Annotated in this window: 15 protein-coding genes and 1 pseudogene; 3 read left to right on the plus strand and 13 right to left on the minus strand. The window is 43.5% G+C overall.

Annotated elements, in window-relative coordinates:
- The 11 genes and pseudogenes from ACM0OY_RS34255 to ACM0OY_RS34305 form a co-directional block, all read right to left on the minus strand.
- Window positions 1–337: pseudogene (locus ACM0OY_RS34255) on the minus strand (hypothetical protein); the annotation flags it as partial.
- Window positions 327–746 carry a hypothetical protein gene (locus ACM0OY_RS34260; protein WP_414573223.1) on the minus strand — a complete coding sequence of 140 codons (420 nt, stop codon included), beginning with the start codon at window positions 744–746 and terminating at the stop codon, window positions 327–329. The gene ACM0OY_RS34260 and the pseudogene ACM0OY_RS34255, both read right to left, overlap by 11 nt.
- A 235-nt stretch (window positions 747–981) precedes the next feature.
- On the minus strand, window positions 982–1,227 hold the full coding sequence (locus tag ACM0OY_RS34265) for a hypothetical protein (RefSeq protein ID WP_163938182.1): 246 nt from the start codon (window positions 1,225–1,227) through the stop codon (window positions 982–984).
- Window positions 1,211–1,345: a hypothetical protein gene (locus tag ACM0OY_RS34270; RefSeq protein ID WP_414573224.1), complete on the minus strand. Its 135-nt coding sequence runs from the start codon at window positions 1,343–1,345 to the stop codon at window positions 1,211–1,213. The genes ACM0OY_RS34265 and ACM0OY_RS34270 overlap by 17 nt, the downstream gene beginning before the upstream one ends.
- A gap of 16 nt (window positions 1,346–1,361) precedes the next feature.
- Window positions 1,362–1,520, minus strand: a complete 159-nt coding sequence (locus ACM0OY_RS34275; protein WP_414573225.1) for a hypothetical protein — start codon at window positions 1,518–1,520, stop codon at window positions 1,362–1,364.
- A 147-nt stretch (window positions 1,521–1,667) separates the two neighbouring features.
- Complete coding sequence (locus ACM0OY_RS34280; RefSeq protein WP_414573226.1) at window positions 1,668–2,006, minus strand: hypothetical protein; 339 nt, start codon at window positions 2,004–2,006, stop codon at window positions 1,668–1,670.
- Complete coding sequence (locus ACM0OY_RS34285) at window positions 2,003–2,266, minus strand: hypothetical protein (protein WP_414573227.1); 264 nt, start codon at window positions 2,264–2,266, stop codon at window positions 2,003–2,005. The genes ACM0OY_RS34280 and ACM0OY_RS34285 overlap by 4 nt, the downstream gene beginning before the upstream one ends.
- A 66-nt stretch (window positions 2,267–2,332) precedes the next feature.
- Window positions 2,333–3,091: a hypothetical protein gene (locus ACM0OY_RS34290; RefSeq protein WP_414573228.1), complete on the minus strand. Its 759-nt coding sequence runs from the start codon at window positions 3,089–3,091 to the stop codon at window positions 2,333–2,335.
- Between the two features lie 419 nt (window positions 3,092–3,510).
- A complete protein-coding gene (locus ACM0OY_RS34295; RefSeq protein ID WP_414573229.1) occupies window positions 3,511–3,837 on the minus strand; it encodes a hypothetical protein in 327 nt (108 codons plus the stop codon).
- A 21-nt stretch (window positions 3,838–3,858) separates the two neighbouring features.
- A complete protein-coding gene (locus ACM0OY_RS34300; protein WP_414573230.1) occupies window positions 3,859–4,191 on the minus strand; it encodes a hypothetical protein in 333 nt (110 codons plus the stop codon).
- Window positions 4,192–4,269: 78 nt separating this feature from the next.
- A complete protein-coding gene (locus ACM0OY_RS34305; RefSeq protein WP_414573231.1) occupies window positions 4,270–4,872 on the minus strand; it encodes a hypothetical protein in 603 nt (200 codons plus the stop codon).
- A 223-nt stretch (window positions 4,873–5,095) separates the two neighbouring features.
- Here ACM0OY_RS34305 and ACM0OY_RS34310 point away from each other — a divergent pair, with 223 nt between their 5' ends.
- From ACM0OY_RS34310 to ACM0OY_RS34320, 3 genes are all read left to right on the plus strand, one after another.
- Entirely contained in the window at window positions 5,096–5,308 is a 213-nt protein-coding gene (locus tag ACM0OY_RS34310) for a hypothetical protein (RefSeq protein ID WP_100903988.1), read from the plus strand.
- Window positions 5,309–5,775: 467 nt separating this feature from the next.
- Complete coding sequence (locus tag ACM0OY_RS34315; RefSeq protein WP_414573232.1) at window positions 5,776–7,377, plus strand: hypothetical protein; 1,602 nt, start codon at window positions 5,776–5,778, stop codon at window positions 7,375–7,377.
- A 104-nt stretch (window positions 7,378–7,481) separates the two neighbouring features.
- Window positions 7,482–8,681 (plus strand): hypothetical protein, encoded by a 1,200-nt coding sequence (locus tag ACM0OY_RS34320; protein WP_414573233.1) that lies wholly within the window; start codon window positions 7,482–7,484, stop codon window positions 8,679–8,681.
- Between the two features lie 67 nt (window positions 8,682–8,748).
- Here the strand turns inward: ACM0OY_RS34320 and ACM0OY_RS34325 are convergent, their stop codons facing one another.
- Window positions 8,749–9,213, minus strand: a complete 465-nt coding sequence (locus ACM0OY_RS34325) for a hypothetical protein (RefSeq protein ID WP_414573234.1) — start codon at window positions 9,211–9,213, stop codon at window positions 8,749–8,751.
- A 38-nt stretch (window positions 9,214–9,251) separates the two neighbouring features.
- Window positions 9,252–19,664: a putative Ig domain-containing protein gene (locus tag ACM0OY_RS34330; RefSeq protein WP_414573235.1), complete on the minus strand. Its 10,413-nt coding sequence runs from the start codon at window positions 19,662–19,664 to the stop codon at window positions 9,252–9,254.
- Window positions 19,665–19,705: the final 41 nt, after the last annotated feature.

The raw sequence follows: 19,705 nt of genomic DNA on the forward strand, positions 1-19,705 counted from the left end.
TTTTAGTGATCGCACCTTTTTCGCCCAACCTCACAAAATCGCGTTGCTCCCCTCCAGCAAGATGTAATTGTTCAGTGGCCATATCTATTGCATGAGTCTGTATATTTGCCAAATTGCCACTACCTCCTAACAGCTTCGATTTGTTGAGGGTTGCTTGCGCTAGATTGAACAACCTTTCTAAGCGATCGCTGATTTCTACAGGAAATTCTTCTGCATTTGGATCAACTGTTGGATCTGACTGAGCCAGTTGTTCTAACCCAGCAATGATTTGCTCTGGCTTGTAGTTAGCACTCAATAATTCAAATAATTCTGCACGAGTAAATATGCTATCCGACATGATGTGTTTCTCCTAAACTGTGTGATGTAAATCCTAATTGCTCTTGTTCAAACTGGGCACGGGTGTACTCGACTTTATTTGCTTCAACAATTGCTTCGACAAGAGCCTTTTTGTCAATCCCTTGATTGATATCTCCAAACAATTCACCAATCTTTGCTATCACCCACACTTGATAAGATGTGATCGGTGCAGCACGGAGATTTTTATCTTGGGCTAATGCCTGCATCCTTAAAAGTATTAATCTATACTCTGGAATCAAAGAAGCGACTTTTGCCCATCGTTCCAATGTCCGGGGACAAATACCTAAAATCTTCACAGCTTTCGCTTTTGACATTGGTAAAACTAAGGGATTTACCCCTGATTGGCTTTGTTTTTGATTAAAAAGTTGTTTTCTCCATCCTGATTCCATGAACTTAGTCAAATCCGTATCAATAGCCTCAAAAAGATAGTCAATATCCGTAGCATCTAAGTGTCAATATGGATATCAATATGGATGTCCATATTGATATCAATGATCAGCGTCTATTGACTGTCTATTGACCTTGCTCTTTTATAATAAAAAACCGCGCCAAGCGGTTCAAGCTACTAAGTTGACAACTTTGTTGACAACTTAGTTGATAACTTAGAAATTTTCAGTGCAATATTTACCAAGCTCCTTCGGAGCGAAAACTCTTACCTTCTTTCAACCATTTATTATGATGTATTGCGGCTAAAGCTTTTACTCTCGAAGATGGTTGACGATGAGTTCTAGACGATTTTTTGCAGGCATAAGCTGTCATTGTTCTGGCTCTAATATTTAAATATCCTGATGCCTCTTCAAAACTTAATCCCCAAATTTCACAAAAAACTAATGGGTCAAGTTCTTTGATTTCTTCAGTTTGTGCGTTCATACTTTAGCTCAAAAGTTAAGTTTTGGGGTAACTGCCATTTCTGGCAGAAGCGATCGCTTTCTTTGTCCGGTGGCGATCGCTTTAATTTATGCTTGGCTCTTTTATATGAACTGGGCAAATGATTTCCCCTATGGTCATTTTGAAGCCTGACTTTGTTTAACCAACACTGAACGTAGGTACTGCCGACAAGCTGCTTCTCCCCGATAAATCAGAATCCGCAGCGCCTGTATTTCCTGGATTGGAGAAACACAGATTTCGGCGATCGCTGGAATTAGATTCTGTTGCTTCTGCACTTGACGCTCTGCGGTCTAAAGACACACAGATTCTCTAAGAGCTTTTGCCGTGACAGGGTTTTAACTTAAAGTTCCATCGGACTAGCACCTTTGTTAACTCCTTTTTGGCGTAGAAATGTAGAATTTGACTTTTTCATGTTCTTGAAACTATGACTGTGACAAAGCCCGTCTTTGTTGTAGCTGCTTGTACCTATCCCAATTTCTGGGATTATGAGGTGATGACATTGACTCTTCAAATTCCCAGTTCTGAGAATTGGTATCGAAAAACTCAATGGCTGCATCAAAACCACATTGTAAAAATCTGGTGTATGATTCTTCAGAACAAAGAATTGATTCGGCAATTGCAGTCAAGAGTTTGAGATTGGTTTCAGTAGCAGCACCTTCTTTGTGGAGCCATTCGATTGTTTCAAGCAGTTGTTTTTTAGCAGAAGCCGCAGTAGATTCTGGTAATGCAGCGATAGGAATAAAACCTCTTAGTTGTTTCATAAATCCTCCATGACACCCTCATCAGTTGTCGCCTTCTTTTGAGATTTGGCTTTACTAATTTGGAATTCGTTAGCTTTAATTACAGGCATTGCAGCCTCTTTGACTGCTGCTTTTGCTTGATGATAGAGAAATTGAACTACGCCGTCTGCATCTTCTTCATCTTCAACCTGCGCCCATAAAGAACAACCCAATTCGAGAGATTCATAATTGCCCAAGTTAAATTTTCTCGAATAACTAACTGAGACAGTACCGATTTTCATTGACTTGTTTTTGCTGCTAATTTATCTAGTGGCGACTCAAAGGTGAATCGCCTTTTTCGTGTTTAATTACCGCTTGTTACCTTGCGGCATTGCTGTCTGATTCTGTCCTTGCAGAGATGCCCGTGCCTCTGACTCCGAAACCGGGGGTAATGCTGGTGCAGTGACAGCATTACTAGCCCAGCGCTCGTAAGTTTCATTTGTTACCCAATGAACTGTTGCCCCAGATTCTGCACCACTACGAATCATCTCTGCTGCTTCAAGAGCATCTTTCTCAAAGTCAGACTGTGGGTTACGGTACGACCATTGGATGAACCAGTACGTTCCCAGCGTCCCTTCCACTTTTTGGAACTCGGCGCAGAAGATGTAGTTTTTCAGTACCGAAGCGATCGCCTGATAACAGAACTCCTTTGGATCTCCGGGCATTCCTTCCTCGCACCACTGCTGAAAGGCACGATGGGCGAAGTGATTGTACAATCCAGCGAAATTATCTTTACTGCGGCGATGGATTAAGAAACTAAGCAGCATCGAAGCTGGCCCTTTAAACTGGTCTTTGAGTCCTCCTGCCACTGGAATTACCCACAGTTCAGTAAATGGTTCGTTGGTGAAGTTCTCGTTAATAGTTAAGGCACGGTCAGGGCGGGATATAGTGATCGCAAAGTCTGCCTTATTTCCCTTGAGATATCCTCCGGCTTGTGCTTCTAAAATCGTCAGCTTAGGAGGGCAATCTAAAAGGAATTGCCCGTACTCTTTAGCGCAATTGGCTTGCAGTTTAGGTTGGCTAGGTGGGATGAGAAAAACGCTGTTATTGATTTTGATGGTTTCCATGATGGTGTTGTATTTGTTGTGTTTGTTTTAGTGAGTTAATGGGCTTAGTTAGTCGGCAATTTGTCGGAATCTTGTGTAATTGTCAGTAAAAAACCGTGTTTGGTATTCTGCACTCGTACTAGTTCTCTATCGAGTAATGATTGGATTACTGTTCGTGAGAAATTAATGCTGTGCAAAGGAGCAGAACCACCACTCAACAATTACCAATTCGCAATTCGCAATTCGCAATGACGGACGAAACTTGTACTGAACAAAGCCGAAGTATTGAAAAATTCATTCAGAAATTTAAGTTCCTAATTTAAATTCTGAAAAAACAATTAGTATTAATATTCAAACCAGCGTATTTTTGCTTAGTATTTTAATTGCGAATTGCGAACTGCGAATTGCGAATTGTTCGGTCAGAGCAGTTTTTGGGCGATTTAGCCATCAACTATGCCTCCAGGAATTGCTTTTAATTCGTACTTAAGCAGTTCAAGTTGGCGTAGACATTTTTCTATTTCAGCCTGAATCTCTGCTCTCAATTCCTCCGGTGTCAGTAATTTAATCTCGTTCTCTAAGTGATTTCCTTCATCAATGGAATTGATGTCAGGCATGACGATGTACCGCCAGCCTTCGCCATATTCGTATGCTAAAAGACTATCGATTAGGTAATACTTGATACCGATGATAATTCCCTGCTCTGTACGTTGTCCTAAAGTAAAACGAGGGTATTTCCAACCGTGTGGAATTGATATTGTTGGTTGCATGGTTGTAATTGGTGAAGTTGACTATGCTGCTATGGCTTTATCTGTAACTCTGGATTTCTTTGCTACTTTCATGAAGTCATCCAACCCAACTGCTGCTTCTGCTGCTTGAGCGTACCGAATCTGATCCATAGCGTTAGACCAGTGGGTGATGTGCTGAAATATCACCCCAATCATTGAATGACCTTTATAGACCCGATAATTTTTGGGGCAGGCTCCATTGACGTAAACGAGCGTGTAACCAGGGATTTCGATAATCTCTGCATTCGGGTCTGTTGGCGGTAGAAAAATTTTCTCTGGTGAATCATCCAACTCGGCTACTTGAAGAGAGGGCGTAGTTTCTGTGGTGTATGCCATTGTGATGTTTGTTACCTATTACACTGTAGAGGCGATTACAATTGTCTTGATGTGCAATCGCCCTTTTTATGTCAGTGGTTACGCTGCTACAGCTGGTCGGACTCCCAAAAACGTAATCGCTTCTTCTGCACTCAATGCGAATCTGTTCATGCCGTATGTGCGGGGTCTAGAATACCAGCCTTGGTAATTGCAACCGATGTAGCCTACTAGCTGATTATTTCGGTAAAGTTTAGTACTGAAGGATAACCAATCAATCTGGGGATGCCACAGGTTGAACTTGACACAAGCTTCTTCTAATTCATCGCTGAGGCGTTCATTGCGCTCCAATGGAGTTTCTGGAAGTGTCGCTTTAACCTCTGCAACTCTTTTTGCGAACCAGTCACGGTCGAATGGCAGTCGTCCACCATCAAAGAATTGCACCCATACGGTGATTCCGCCTTCTATCCAGATTGTGCGAACTGATTCGGGTTCAACTTCGATAATCTCAGCAATGATGTGGCGATCGCGAAATGTCAGAAAGTCTTGGGTTGGGGCTATAGCTTGGGCTTGGGTTTCGATGTAGTTGTCGAGTTCAGCTTGGGCTAGGGCTTGCTCATCTCTGCGAGGGGCATCAGCAAATGTGATTAGTGTGTTGAGATTGAAGCTTGGAGGTGCTTGCTCTGTATAGGTTGAATGCGTCATAATTATATTCCTGACTCATGCTTTGGGTTAGGTTTTCACAAAGGGCGATCGCTTCGTTGTCCAGACTGCGGCGGTCGTCTTTTGTTTAGGCTTATAAATATAGTATAGTGTCTGTTATCCCGTTTGTCAACACAATGGGATAACAAAATATAAATACCTGGGAGTACACTTGTTAATACAAGGGTTTCGCTGATAGCGTTGATCAAGAAAAGAGGAAAGTACTATGACTGAATCAAGGCTAAATATCAGGATTTCACCAGAAAAGAAGGATGCTTTTTACCAAAAGGTCAAGGAAGAAGGTAAGAACGCTACCGATGTCCTGCTTGATTTAATTGAGCAATATCTGGGTAACAAAGCTGAGTCTGGCGATATTGTGGAGCTAAAGCACAGAGTCGCAAAATTAGAAGAGTTAGTATTGGGGGAAACTGCCGCCTGAGAGAAGAGAACGAATCTCTCAGGCAATTACTAGAAAAACTAAAAGAAATGCTCAAGGAAAAACCCGCCAACCAATAGGCGGGTTTACTGCTTTAAAGGTGTTGCATCTTTTGTGATGATGCTGTGCTGCCATTTGGGATAACAAGCGTATTCTGTAAAAGTGTCACATCCCACATGGAAGTGGCGCATCTGTACCATCTGTGAGAACAGTTGGCTACAGGCAGTAAACAGGGGGTATAGCTAGTTCCTATACACCTCAAAATATGTTTTGTGCCTTTCAAAATTTGGAGAAAACTAAACCCTTGAGTTAGTGCCTCAAAAACATTGCTCTTTGGTCAGTCTCACAAATTGCACAGTTCATGATCAATAAAACAATATCAAATCGCCCTGTACCATCTACAGTGGCTAATTTTGTTCGCCCATATAAGCAGTTTTTTACGGGTGTATGCAGCACATATAGGTAAAACCATGCTGACACTAAACCGTTCCGAGACAACATCAGCACTCGATTACAACAACCTCAACACCAGCATCCAGGAAACCTTCACCGCCATCGACCGGTTCGAGTGGCAAGCGGTAGATGAAATCCTCCAGATGCGCGAACAGCAGCTTTACCTGCAAGCTGGCTATAAAAGCTTTGAAGAATACTGCCAGCGTGAATTATATGCCTGGGGCGGATACCGACGAATCAACCAACTGCTAGGAGCTAAAAAGGTCATAGACACAGTTGGTGAGTTGGGCGGACACATCAAAAACGAGCGTCAGGCCCGTCCACTACTGCGGTTAGTCAAGGAACCAGAGAAACTAAAACAAGCTGTAGCGATCGCTCTGAAAGATAACCCGTCTCCTGGTGAATCAGACTTTGCTGCTGCTGCCCAAAAAGTGGTTCCTCAACTTCCACGCAAAAAGCAATCTATTCAGGAACCATTGGTTCCCAAAACTCAAGAACCAGTGGTTCCTCAAAAAGCCATTGTCACAGTTTCACAACAGTCACACCCAAGGTATGGAGAATCGGGAACCATTGAGGCAGACGCACCAAATCGCTGGCAGCAGATTGTGACTTTTCCTGATGGTGAAAGGCTTTTGGTCAACAACATCGATTTGGATGCCTCAAGCGTTCCTTTTCCCAGAGAGCGCACTTACTCTACAGAATATGCCGAAGCGATCGCTGCACTCAAAGAGCAACATAAGCTTGAGTTAGAGAGACTTTCCCAGGAATTGAGGATTGGTTTGCAAACAGAAGCCACAACCAGAGCCGAAGCCCAGGTACAAGAACAAATTCAATCTCTGCAACAACTATTCAAGCAACAGAAAGAAGAAAATGTTCAGTTACAGCAGCGCCTCTTGGAGATGGAAGGATTACGGAAACTGGAGATTGAGAATCAACAACTCCAGCAACGTATTCAGGAATTGGAACACGCCGTAGAGCAACGTTCCTCGCAACAGTGGGGAAATACCATGACCCAGCAAGCTACCAAAGTTTTGAATAAGCAAGTTAAACAAGCTCTGGAGAAAACTATTGATCTGCGATCGCTGGCTATTGAACCACCCAAGGAGAATGCCCAAGAATGTCTGCGGCTGATGGGCATGGCATTGAAGAATCTCGCCAGTGCTATGAACAACACCCAAGCACTTGAAGCTGCTGCAATAATTCTGGGGAGTGACCCGACACCACAGGCTATCGCCTATCGAGCGGAGCAATTGTCAATGTTGCCTCAAGCGGTTATTGATATCAGACAGGTGCTTTCACAAGCTGGGTGTAGCTGGCAGGACTACTGGGCAGTGGCCCAAGAATATGAGGTGATTAAATCAGATTACTGGGCAGAACTTACCACCCAGGAAACAGAATTAATTTCCACACTCCAGAACGCATCCCTTCAACCGGACACTATTGGCATCGGCTCTATTGTTTCCCATGCTGATCCATACCGCACTTTGTATGTCGAGAGGGGTGAAGTAGTAGAAGAATTAGGAGATGAGGTGATAGTCGCTTGGGATTGTTGGAAGGAGCAATCGAAAAAGACTGACAGGTATTTCCGGGATGAGTTGCGATTCTGGCAACCTCAATAAGCTTCCAGGTATCGGTGACTTTTTAGACAACCCAATACAAGTACCAAGACCCGCATCACAGTGGGGGAAATTTTCGTGCGTCAACATAAACAGGAGATTGTACAATGACCGCAACTATTACAAGACCCAAACCCAAAAAAGCTGCTGCTAGAAAACCAGAATCCCCGTACAAGCGGCTTCATGTGATTATTCCCATTGAAGATATGCTCTGGGCATCGCAGCAAAAGCCATCAGTTACGCAATTGTGGCAAGAGTGTTGGACTGCTGACCCATACGGTTCTCGGTGGATGCCCCTTTCTAATGGGATGGGTTACAGTACTTTTATCTCTGCGAAGAAAATTCTAGCTGAAAGCGGGTTGTTCATTTTCAAACCTGACAAGTCCATAGAAGATGGACGGGAAACGGCTAGCTGGATGGTGAAGAATTTACATGGTAGTCGGATGAAGGAATTTTGGGACAAAGCCAATGCTGAAAAACAAGAACCCTGTGCTGAAAAACGAGAATCAAATGCTGGGGATTCAGAGATAGATGCTGGCTCCGAAGAAATGGGTGCTTTAAATCAAGCATCTATTTTAGGTCAAAGTCAGTTAGAGCAAGGATTTCAGGAAACCTCACGAACTACTCAGGAACACCTCACAATCTCTTCAAAAGAGATTGTGAGGTGTATCTCTGACACGCTTACAGGAAATTCGCGTGAAGAGGAGACGGCTCATGCGCCCTTGGGGGGCGCTTCGCCTCAGACTGTTGAAAGCGTGTCAGAGAATGAGGAAGACTCGCCTACGGCGAATGACTGCACATCGCTGGCGCTTGTGGATGCTGCACAGAGTCAACCTGCTCCGTTGTTGGCTGAAAACCAGGATTGTGGTGTTGAGCCGAGGGACTGTCATGGAGGCGATTTTTCCGCCGCGCCCGTCGCTCAGAATGAATTTTCTTCAAGTTTGGCGATCGCTAATCAAAATCAGGGGCAGGTAGAACACGGTTATTCAGTTACGTTGTTGGTTGAAAATTTAGTTTCAGGTGGAGGAGTCAAAGCAGTTGATGAGGGTGAAAGTTCCGCCGCGCCCGTGCCAAATCCCGAAAAGTGGTCGCATGAGGCGATTGTTGCGCGGTCAAATCTGCGACCGGAACGTATGCAAAAACTGAAAGTAGCAGGCAATTCGGGGCAGAATCCGGGGTTTGACTTTTTGCAGGAGTGCTGGAGTGATGACCCTGCCTTGCAGATTGTGATCAAGAAATTACTGGCGAAGTTTCCGCAGTGGGGTATTGCGATTGTGGATGGGGTGTTGGTGGATTGGGAGGAGTAGCGAGCGCATCTGGTTCGCACTGGTTAAACATGAACTATTTAACTAAATATTTTTCCCTAAAATTGTCTCAATATTCAACCCAGATTGGATGCCTTGGTAAGCGATGACCACAGGAAGGACAAGGAAGAACAGGATATCTTTCAGCAGCTTCCATAAGAGTGAAATGATCTTGATTTATCCCATCTCCAAAATATGGATCGATAACCATAGGGTTAGCTGTTTTCCCTCGCCAACTGCAAAAACTACAGCTTAAAGTTTCTAAGTGGACTCTTTGAAAGTTTGATTCTATTTCAAGAAAAATATATGGCATCCATTTCTTTTCCTTCATCGATATTTTCCCAAGCCCCAAGTAAATTTCAGAGTACTTTTGAGTAAATTCAAGTGCTGCCCAAAGTAAATCTAAAATAGCCAGAGGCATATCATCTATAAGTGGATTTAATTGTAATATTTCCCAGTCAAGCTTACTAGGAAATAAAATTTCTTGGCCGTCAATAAAAGTATGTTTTATACTAGGCTTATTTGAGTTTATCATCTTCAGAGATAGTAATATTATTTACAAACTACTATAACTTATAACCTCCTTAACGCATTTGTTCCATACCGAATTAAGTATTCACTTTCTCCAGCATCAGGAAGAGTTTGAGGGATAAGTATAGATTTTGGGACACTTCCTTGGTAAATAGTTGAACCGAATGTATTTACTACCTTGGACTCAGAGGTTACTGAAATAAGAGTTTTATCAAGTTTAAAATCTCTAGGTAACTCAACCCCATATAATCCATGAACTTGAGCAAAATCATTTTCATTGCCCCATATTTTTAGCCATTCTTGGTGTACAGATTTTGCGTGTTCTATTGCATCTTGAATATTCCCACCATTTTCCATGTACCGTGTCTGGGCAGCATCACTTAAAATATATCCACTTTCTTCAAAAATACTATTTTCAAGATATCGATCTGTACCTCGGAAAATAGGTAGGTTTACTGCACCTGTTTCACTTGTCCATCCCGCTTTATAACTGCGATAACGGTTCTGCAAGTAAGAAGTAACTTGCATCTGTCCCCAACGACGCAAAGTTCCATTGGCATCCATCGCCGCACCAAGGAATTGTTTAGTTGTCTTGAAAGCAAATGGAGCAAAAGGCGCTAAATTGAAAGCATCACTCCACTCCAATTGTCCTTGGCGGATATGAGTTCCAGTCTGCCAAGCACCAATACCAGTACCAATTGCATCATAAGTAGTAGCAATCCACTTAGAGCGACCCATACTAAAAGTCAGTTTCTCAGGCGTGGCAGCGCCGAGTATCATGGCAGCACCTGTTCCAGCCAATTGCCCCATATTCCACATGAAGCCAGAATGATTTTGTTCTGCAACTTCTCCATAAAGCCATCTGCGGACGTGAGTAGAACCACCAAAGCTGACAGTATTAGCAAACCCAGCCACCCACTGGTCAGTCAGATTCAGCAAGTCTTCGCCACTAGCTCCCGATGCATAAGACCCAATCAGATTTGCAGCACCAATACCTAAACCTGCAAACAAGCCAGTGATTCCTATACCAGTCAAAATTTCCGTTAGAGTGAAGTATCCAGTCGGGTCAGTGAAATTGACCGGATTTGCATGGGCATACTGATAGTCATGTTGACTCATCGGGTCATCCATGAACCCAGCAAACGCATCCTTGGAAATAAACCTTCCTAAATCAGCGTCATAGTACCTAGCTCTGAGATAATCCAAACCAGTCTGGCTATCCCGTTGCTCTCCGGCAAACTGATAGGAATTTTCGGCAGTTCCCGTACTAAAAAGCAGACGACCATAAGCATCATAGGTATAATTATCAACAACCTGCCCTATTGCATTTGTCAAAACGCGAGTCGAACCCAAGCCGTCAGTGTGATAGTAATTTTCATTGCCACTACGATCGCTCTTAATTAAACCCAGTCCGTAAGTATACTCAGCAGTAACTTGACCATTAGTGTCATATTCTAGTAAGACCTGGGACACACCACGCATCGGGTCTACCAAATAGTTGGTTCTAACGCCATCAGCAATACTAGCAACGCGATCGCCCGACGCATCGTAGATATATTGCTGGTGTGAAGTGCCATTAGTATTAGTGGTGGTAACGCCAACCAAACGATTCTCGCCATCGTTAATCCAGTCATAAGTGACAGTTTGTGTCTCATCACTGCGACTCTTCATAGAGCCATTGCTGTCGTAAGTAAACTGAGTAACTTTACTTGCTTGAGATAAAGAAGTTAGGCGATTATTGCCGTCGTAAACATAAGTAGTTAGCCCCTCAGCAGAGTCAGTCCTGCTTAAACGGTTGCCAACTAGGTCAAAGGTATAGTCAATAGTGCGATTGCCATTTGTCGAGTCTGTAATCTTTTCTTGAGTGAGCCGGTCGAGGTTATCATAAGTATAATTAACCACGCGCCCAGAATTTTCTACAACCTGCGTCCGATAGCCTACCGCGTCTAGGGTATAACTGTAGCTGGAAATGATATTTCCGGCTGAATCCCGATCATCTAAGTACTTTAATTGATTGCGTTCATTGTACTGGCGATTTTCTACCGTACCATTTGCGTTAGTTGTGCGAATGAGACTGCCTACAGCGTTATAGTCATAATCTGTCAGCGTTCTACCAGCAACAATAACCTGATCCAAGCGATTGAGTGCGTCGTAGATATAATTGACAGTGCCTGCACTTGTAGTTTGGCTAGTTAAGTTACCCAGCAGATCATAGCCGTAGCCAATAGCTTGCCCGTCAGGGTTAGTAATTGATGCCAAGCGATCGTAGTTATCATAGCCATAGCGGGTAACTCCTCTGCCATCTGTTACCGTCGCAATTTGAGAGGTAATAGGGTCGTAAGTGTAAGAAACCGCAGCCATACTCGGGTTAGAGAAAGACTTGGTATCCAAGCGCCCGTATTGGTCGTAAGCATAGTTGATAATATCGCTATTAAAGTCTTTATAACTTTCAACTTGTCCTAAGTTATTGTAGTCAGTTTGCTTACGCTGACCCATTGGTAAAACAGTCGCAACTTGGCGGTTAAACAAGTCATATTCGTATTGAGTGACGTTTTCATTGGCATCTTCAACAGCAGTCAACCGACCGTAAATATCGTAGGTATAATTAGTACGAGTTGCATCAGCTAATTCAACTGTAGTAAGTTGACTGAGGTTGTTGTAGAAATATTGCTTTTTGTGCTGGTTGGCATCTGTTTCGCTCTTGACTCGGCTGTAGCGGTCGTATTCTACTTCTGAGCGTTCGCCAGTATGAGCGATAGTAGCAACTTGCCGACCGTATTTGTCGTATTCCAGCTTGGTAAAATGTTGAAGGGCATCTGTGACTTGAGCCAGTTTGCCACGTTGATCATAGGCATACTCAGTGCGTTCATTGAGGGCATTAATAACTGCTTTAACCTGCCCGTACTCATCATATTCGTAGCTAGTAGTTTGCCCTAACTCATTAGTTTCTGTTTTGAGACGGCTTAACTCGTCGTAAGTTACCTGATTTTTGGAACCATCAAAGAAAATCGTTTCTTTAGCACGAGCGTTGTCATCATAAACAAAGCGAGTAGTACGGTTTTTGGCATCAGTAACAGTTTCAATTTGTCCGCCACGATTGTAAGTATATGTGCTGTAATTACCCAATACATCCTGTTCGCGCTCCAAGCGTCCCAAATCGTCGTACCAATACCTACTACTGTTACCAAAGATATCAATCTCTTCTTTGAGACGACCAGCAGCTGTGTATTTGGTAATAATCTTGGGATTGTCGTTGGGATCGTTGGGAGTTTGGTCAGGCAGTATAGTTTCCGAAAGTCTACCTAGTTCATCATAAACGTAGCGGGTGGTGAGTCCAGTGGCAGATGTCGCCTCAATGACGTTACCTGCATTATCGTACTTGGTATTGGTTTTGGGATTGTCATTGGGATTGTCTGGGGTATTGTCAGGAAGAATTACATCAGTAAGTCGTCCTTTATTGTCATAGAAATAATGAGTGCGGTTGCCCAGACTATCTTCAGTGAAGGTAATTTGTCCTAGAGTATTGTATTCAGTTTTGCGAACATTACCGTATTGGTCAGTAACTTGGGTAGTGCGACCATTCTTGTCATAAATGTAGCTAGTGGTAAGATTTTGTACTCCCTGGTCTGTAATGACTTTAGCAGTTACATCTTTGACTCTGCCGTTGGCATCGTAAACAGAAGCAACCACATTACCACGACTATCAACTAGATTGTTGGGGTTGCCAAATTCATCATAGCCATACTGCATTACTTGACCGTCTGGAGAAACTTGCTGGATTAAGCGTCCAAACTGGTTATACTTATAAGTCGTCACCAAACCATCTGCATCAGTACTCTTAGTTAAGTTGCCGCGACTGTCGTATTCCGAGAAAACAGTCAGTCCTGTAGGAGAGGTGATTGACAAAGCTTGACCCCGTTGGTTGTAGGTCGTGCGAATCACCTTACCTACACTATCTTCGATAGTCAGAACGTTATCACGGTCATCATAAGTGTATTTAGTTACAACACCATCTGCATCAGTTTCACTTAGCAGGTTATTGTCATTGTCATAAGTACGGGTAGTAATTCCTCCCTTAGCATCAATTTCTTGCAGGACATTTCCGCGTTCGTCGTAGATGTAAGTTGTAGAGTAACCGCGTGTATCTTTAACTACCTGCCTGGAGTTATTCGGGTCATAGGACATCTCGACGGCTTTACCGTTAACATCGATGATTTCCTTTAACCGCCCGTCATCACCGTACTCGTTCTTGACACCAGTCCTGCCCAAGGGGTCGATGATTTTGTCAAGGTAGTGCGATCGCTGCTCATCATACTCCATGCGGGTGGTGTTACCTTCCCGGTCGGTTACGCTGACCAAATCATCCTGAGCATTATACTGGTAATGAATTTGCTTACCAGCCGGGTCAGTAACAGTAGCAATTCTGCCCTGCGCGTCCCGCCCAAACGTAATTTTTTGCCCAGTGGAACTAGTAATATCCGCGTCTGTATACGTCAGTTTGTTACCATTGGTATCCGTGACAGTCAACAAGTCACCTGTTGCTGCATCAATCTCGTATACCACCCCTTCTTTGGTGGTTAACTTATACTTGCCACCAAATAGCGGATCGGCAGGATTGTAAGGGTTTCCTTGAAAACCGTAGAATAGGTCAGAATCTTGTTGCCTAGTGATAAAATTGCTTTCGACCGTCAGCGTATTGGTTACACCTTTGTCAGCAACAAATTCTGGCTGATAGAAATACTTAGAAAAATAGAGTAAAGAGCCACCATCGACTTGCTCGACTTGCTTGGCCTTAAATGTAAATGCTTCTCGTTTCCCACCAGGGAGAGTTATGTATACTTTAGTACCATTTTTGAAAGGATTTTGGTAGCCCACAAGTTGGCTATCTTCGCTGGGTGGACGCAGAGAAGTCCGCAGGTCTGTGTCACGGAATTCCATCCGCCAACCGTAGCCGAAGTCATCCGTGCTACCAGAAGTGAGCGTGTCGTAAGTACGAGTTAGAGTGATGGGAATTCCCGTTACAGGAACTGTCAAATCCGTAAATGACAACCTAAAGTTGCCCAGTTTCAAATCCCCAGCAACATCAATCACCTCATCTACATAACTGATGTGGCCACCATTGTCGGCAACTTCCAGGCGCAGGATATACGAGTCATTTTGCAGCAATGAGGGGTCGAATTTACCCAACACCCCATCAGCGATCGCAGTTGGATTATCAACAAAAACTATCTCCTTGAATTCTCCACCAGCAACAGGTGCAACCAAGAGACGGTAATAATCCAAGCTGCCATCATCGGAAATAGAACCCTTAATATCAACGGGTGCAGTTATTAAACCACCAGTGATCGCACTCAAATCAAGACTGACATCCGGCGCATTCACATCACTGGTGTCAATTACTGCCACACTGAATGTAGCTTCACTAATATTACCAGCCGAATCTGTAGCGATCGCTTTTGCGGTTATCGTCCCGGCAGTGGTGGGTTTGAATGTTGCCATGCCATTGCTATCCAGCACTACCGCAGTTCCATCAATCAGTAATCGCAAGCCTGCAACCTTTATATTGTCGGTTGCCCGTGCTTGGAAAGTTATCGACTCGCCTAGATTTACTAGGTCGTAATTCGCAATCAGCCTAACTTTCGGTGCTTCCGTGTCAGCCGCCACCGACAGATTATACTCTTGCTGCCCAGTTCCGCCGTTGGCATCATTGACTGTAATTACAACTGTGTGACTGCCAACATTATTAGTAGTCGGTGTCCAGCGCAGTCTGCCGAGAGTATCCAGTGTCATTCCCAAATCACGGGATGCCTGATCCAAGGTGTAAGATAAGCGATCCCCATCCGCATCACTGGCAATTACATCATAGCTGTACGTACTGCCAGGGGTTGCTGTTAGCATGGGTGTAGAGCGAATCACCGGAGCATTATTAACTCGTGCAGTCAGTGCAAAGCCCTGTGCTGCGCCCAAACCAGCAGCGTCCACCGCTCCCACAACTATCTTGTAGTTACCAGCCACAGGGTTAGCCCAAGTGAGCAATCCAGTGGTAGAGTCAATGCTGATACCTGTTACACCCGCAGGCACAGACAACAATTGATATGTTAGGCGATCGCCAGCATCTGGGTCAGTAGCCTGTACCTGATAGCTATAAGGACTACCAACTGCGGCTAAGTATACAGGTGTAGAGGTGATACTTGGGGCAGTGTTGATAGCAGTTGCACCAACCTCAATGGCGTAAGTCTGCGTGGTTACAGCACCTTGAGCGTCGCGTGCAAAGACTTCAACCTGTTGAGAACCGATTTGCGACGCTTGGGGTGTCCAGCGAATTGTGCCATTGTCGTCAATCGTCATCCCCGCAGGTTTACGACCTAAGCTGAAGGTAAGGGGGTCGTTTTCTGGATCGGTGGCAACAACAGTGTAGGTGTAAAGCTGATTTTGGGCGGCTCTGGTTATGGGATTGGAGACAATTGCAGAAGGAATATTAGTACCAGTGACAGTAAGAGTAAATTCTTGACCAACAAAACTACCCCAAGCATCAGTGAGACGCACCTTAACATTATGTTCACCAATTTGATTGCTTAATGGTTGCCAACGCAGAGTTCCCCGTTGAGCATCAATCACCATACCCTCTGGTGCTGCATCCAAGCTCCACAACAGCAAATCGCCATCAGGGTCGCTACCTGTGAGATTATACTCATAAGTCCGCTCTATATTTGTAATTAAGTCGGGAGCAGAAGTAATACTGGGTGCATAGTTAGCAGCAGTATTACTAACGTTAAGGTTAAAGCTTTGAGTTTGAGTAGAACTACCATCACTGACATTTATAACTACAGGCTGAGAACCAAACTGAGCCGCAGTAGGTGTCCAAGTGATGACACCATCTGAAGTAATATTCATACCCGTTGGAGCAGTCTGCAAACTGTAAGTTAAGATATCACCGTCAGGGTCAGTGGCTTCAAGTTTGTAGTAGTAACTATTACCTAGTCGCGTTTGAGTCCGAGGAGTGGAAGTGATGACAGGGGCAAGATTCGGTGCAGCAGTGTTAACAACTAGGCTGACTTTCTGTAGTCCTTCTCCACCTTTGCCATCAATAACTTTAATAGAGAATTCCTGAGTGCCAAGTTGAGCAGCAGTAGGAGTCCAAGTGACTAAGCCAGTTGTGGAGTTAATTGTAATGCCACTGGGAGCGCCTGTCAGTAGTGAGTAAATTAAAGTATCACCATCAGAGTCCAGTGCTTGAGCTTGGTAGCGGAAAGTTTTACCTACTTGCGGGTTAGCTGTTGGTGTAGTGGAGGTAAAGACAGGTTCATGATTTTCTGGCAATACTGTCCCTTGGAAAGCCTGTAACGCCATACCACCCTGACCATCTTGCACCCGTAAGATGACATTAAATATTCCCGCCTGATTTGCTTTGGGACTCCAGATCAAAGTACCAGTTTCTTTATTAATGAGCATCCCTGACGGTGCTAGGGTGAGGTCGTAGGTCAGTGGGTTGGCATTAGGGTCAGATGCGTTCGCCCTATAAATCAGTTCTTCTCCTACTGATAGAGTGGGTATTGGAGCCGTAGTGCGGAAAACTGGGTCTTGATTAGGGGGGGTAGCAACTTTATGCAGGGCAAACAAATGGCTAAAGGTTGACTCACCTGCAACAGTAACTGTATCAACAAAGCTATCAGAACTAGGAGCAGTTTGAGTATAACCACTGGGAACAACTTGTCGTACTATGTACGTTTCGGGTAGCAGATTATTAAAAGTATAATAGTACTTAGTTTCGCCAAGAATGGAGTTACTAATATCTTCTTTCGTCAACTGCCAAGGTTCATCAGCATCAAAAATTGCATTATTGTTTAAATCAAGGTATACAGTAATGTTTTCTAAAAATGGTTCGGTTGAATATCGAGAATCCCAGCCGCTAAAAATGTCAATTAACTCGTTAACATCTTTTAACTGGATGGCATTCGGATCTACTTTCCGCAGCTGCGTCATGCTTGAACCACTACCAATACCAAAGGCAGTAACATTAATACCCGCAGCGCGAATCTCAGCAATTACTGTTTCATCTACATTACCAAACCCATCAGACATGAAAATCAGATTGGGATCGCCTGGCAGACTATCGATGATACCTTTGGCAGCTATCAAGCCGGATGTAAAGTCTGTGCCACCACCAGGACTAATAAAGTTGAGAACTTCCTTAATATCTGCAATACCATTAGCGTTGTTATCGGCTAATGCTGTAGTGTATAATTGGATTCCTGGCTCAGAGGGGTTCATATCGAGGAGAGAAGCTTGGCTACCCCACAACACAACACTTATTTTGGCGCTATCGCCTCGTCCTTGAAGTACTAGCTGTTCGCTGAGGGCAATTGCTGTTGCCAATTCCATATCCAAAATAGAGTAGGAACCGTTAGCAAAGTCTTTGAGGTCAGTTTTAGTCCAATCAACAGTACGTTCCCCAGCACTACCAGAAACATCAATTGCAAATATAATATCTGGGCTAGCACCATTAACTAACGTTGTATCCCGAAAACCATTCCTATTAACGTCTTCAAATACTGCACCTTGGATTTTACCTAAAGCACTATAAATATCAACTGCAAATGACTGAATATCTTTACCACCACGACGATCTGAAACTTCTACTTTAAAGTTAACTGTGCTACCAGGAGTTACAGTAGTCTCTGGGAACCAAATTATTTCTCCAGTATCGTTGTTAATTAATGCTCCCAGTGGTGCATCTAACAAGCGATAAACTAGCGGATCTCCATCTGGATCTAGACTCTTAAGTTGGTACTGATAAATTTTATCAGCCAAACCAAATCTAGTATCGGGAGTACTAATGATGATCGGACTAGCATTATCTGGGTCTGGCCAAAGTTTGATATTAAACTCTTGAACTGCACTAGCACCTTGAGCATCTTCGACACCTAATTTCACCGAGAATAAACCCAAGGAATTGCTACTATTGCTAGCCGTTTCCCCGATACCAGATGTAATCACATCAGCCGTTACTTTTTCATGGCGAAGAACCCTGAAGTTATAGTCAATCTTGCCTGTGCTTGGTCCACCTTGAATGTAAAGGTAATATTCTCCTGTCTCAGCAATAACAATCTCTGTGTCATACCTTTGTTCGATGTCAAAAAGTTGGTTATTGCCAGAACCAAATAACTTCCAACGATAATTTCCAGGGTCATTACCAGGGGTACTGGAGGAAATACTGTCGAAGTAGAGGCGATCACCTGCTTGCGCTTGTAGTTTAAAGAATTGGCTAGTTTGTCCGTTCTCTAATGAACCAACCTTTGGCAAACTGTAAGTAATTTCCGGTGCTGTGGCCATATCCAACAGTTGGAAAGAATAGTTGCGACTGGCTGATTGGTCATTAGCAATAACGAGATAATATAAACCATTCTGAGTCAAAGAAAAAGATCCGCGATCGCCATTCCATTGGAAGTTACTTTGCGAGAAAACAGTATTGCCATTTGAATCATACAAAGAAGCTCTGACGTTTTCACCAATCATGGCGTTGAATATAATTTGTTGTCCCTTTACGCCATCAAACGTATAAACTTTATTTTGTAAAGCATCCAGATTACCTGACACCTCACTGCCAATTTCCAGATAGTTGAGATTTGGTGTACTCAAGTTTTTGGGCAGTTCTAGCAAGTTGAATTGATATTCGCCAGTAGTGTAGCTATAGTAGCCAAATGTTTGTAGTTTGTAATTGCCAGTCTGCTCTAAAAGAATTGGACCACGGTCGAGTCTAACTTCATGGTCAGTAAAAACGTATTTACCGTCAGGATTGAGAAGTCTTGCCCGAATTTGTGAATTGTTGAATGGTGCCTGACCGTCTAAGATCATCAAGGTGCCAGCATTAGCAGTAAAGTCATAGTCAATTACTTGACCAGCATTTAATGTGCCACTTTGTATAACTCCTACTCCCGTATTGGGCAGTGGAGCAACGGAGATATCGGTGACAGATAAACTGTAATTAACAGGGTTAATGCTATTGCCAACAATAGCTAAAGTGTATAAACCAGCAGCACCGAATGTGACATTAAAATCAGGATTGTTAGCAGATGGGACTTTGATAGGAGTACCATTGGGGTCGTAGAAAATCCAGTTGGCTCCGATCCAAGTAGCAGCACTTAAGTCAAAATTGAGTCTCTGTCCAGGGCTACCTGTTAACTGGTAAAGGTCAACTATGTTACCAGGGTTTAGCTGACCAATGATGGAATTGCCAAAGGTAATTTCAGTGGATTGAGTGCGATCTTTGAGAATAAAACTATAATTACCTGTAGTAGCGCCATTACCATCAATTAACAGTCGGTAAGTTCCAGTTTCTTTTAAATTAAATGCTCCCCAATCACTGTTGGTATTGTTATCTAAAACTAAAACTCCGCTGGGAGCAAATAACTGCGCTTTCAGGCTAGTATTACCGCTAATTGCATCAAAAAACAATTGCTGACCAGCATGACCACTGAAAGTATAAGTATCATTTT

Source organism: Nostoc sp. CCY 9925 (assembly GCF_963920935.1).
Taxonomy (GTDB): domain Bacteria; phylum Cyanobacteriota; class Cyanobacteriia; order Cyanobacteriales; family Nostocaceae; genus Nostoc.

Bases quoted from the DNA above. Each gene is read 5' to 3' on its own strand.
- ACM0OY_RS34285 (WP_414573227.1), bottom strand. From the start codon at position 2,266: ATGAAAATCGGTACTGTCTCAGTTAGTTATTCGAGAAAATTTAACTTG.
- ACM0OY_RS34315 (WP_414573232.1), top strand. From the start codon at position 5,776: ATGCTGACACTAAACCGTTCCGAGACAACATCAGCACTCGATTACAAC.
- ACM0OY_RS34280 (WP_414573226.1), bottom strand. From the start codon at position 2,006: ATGAAACAACTAAGAGGTTTTATTCCTATCGCTGCATTACCAGAATCT.
- ACM0OY_RS34320 (WP_414573233.1), top strand. From the start codon at position 7,482: ATGACCGCAACTATTACAAGACCCAAACCCAAAAAAGCTGCTGCTAGA.
- ACM0OY_RS34290 (WP_414573228.1), bottom strand. From the start codon at position 3,091: ATGGAAACCATCAAAATCAATAACAGCGTTTTTCTCATCCCACCTAGC.
- ACM0OY_RS34295 (WP_414573229.1), bottom strand. From the start codon at position 3,837: ATGCAACCAACAATATCAATTCCACACGGTTGGAAATACCCTCGTTTT.
- ACM0OY_RS34260 (WP_414573223.1), bottom strand. From the start codon at position 746: ATGGAATCAGGATGGAGAAAACAACTTTTTAATCAAAAACAAAGCCAA.
- ACM0OY_RS34305 (WP_414573231.1), bottom strand. From the start codon at position 4,872: ATGACGCATTCAACCTATACAGAGCAAGCACCTCCAAGCTTCAATCTC.
- ACM0OY_RS34300 (WP_414573230.1), bottom strand. From the start codon at position 4,191: ATGGCATACACCACAGAAACTACGCCCTCTCTTCAAGTAGCCGAGTTG.
- ACM0OY_RS34265 (WP_163938182.1), bottom strand. From the start codon at position 1,227: ATGAACGCACAAACTGAAGAAATCAAAGAACTTGACCCATTAGTTTTT.
- ACM0OY_RS34325 (WP_414573234.1), bottom strand. From the start codon at position 9,213: ATGATAAACTCAAATAAGCCTAGTATAAAACATACTTTTATTGACGGC.
- ACM0OY_RS34310 (WP_100903988.1), top strand. From the start codon at position 5,096: ATGACTGAATCAAGGCTAAATATCAGGATTTCACCAGAAAAGAAGGAT.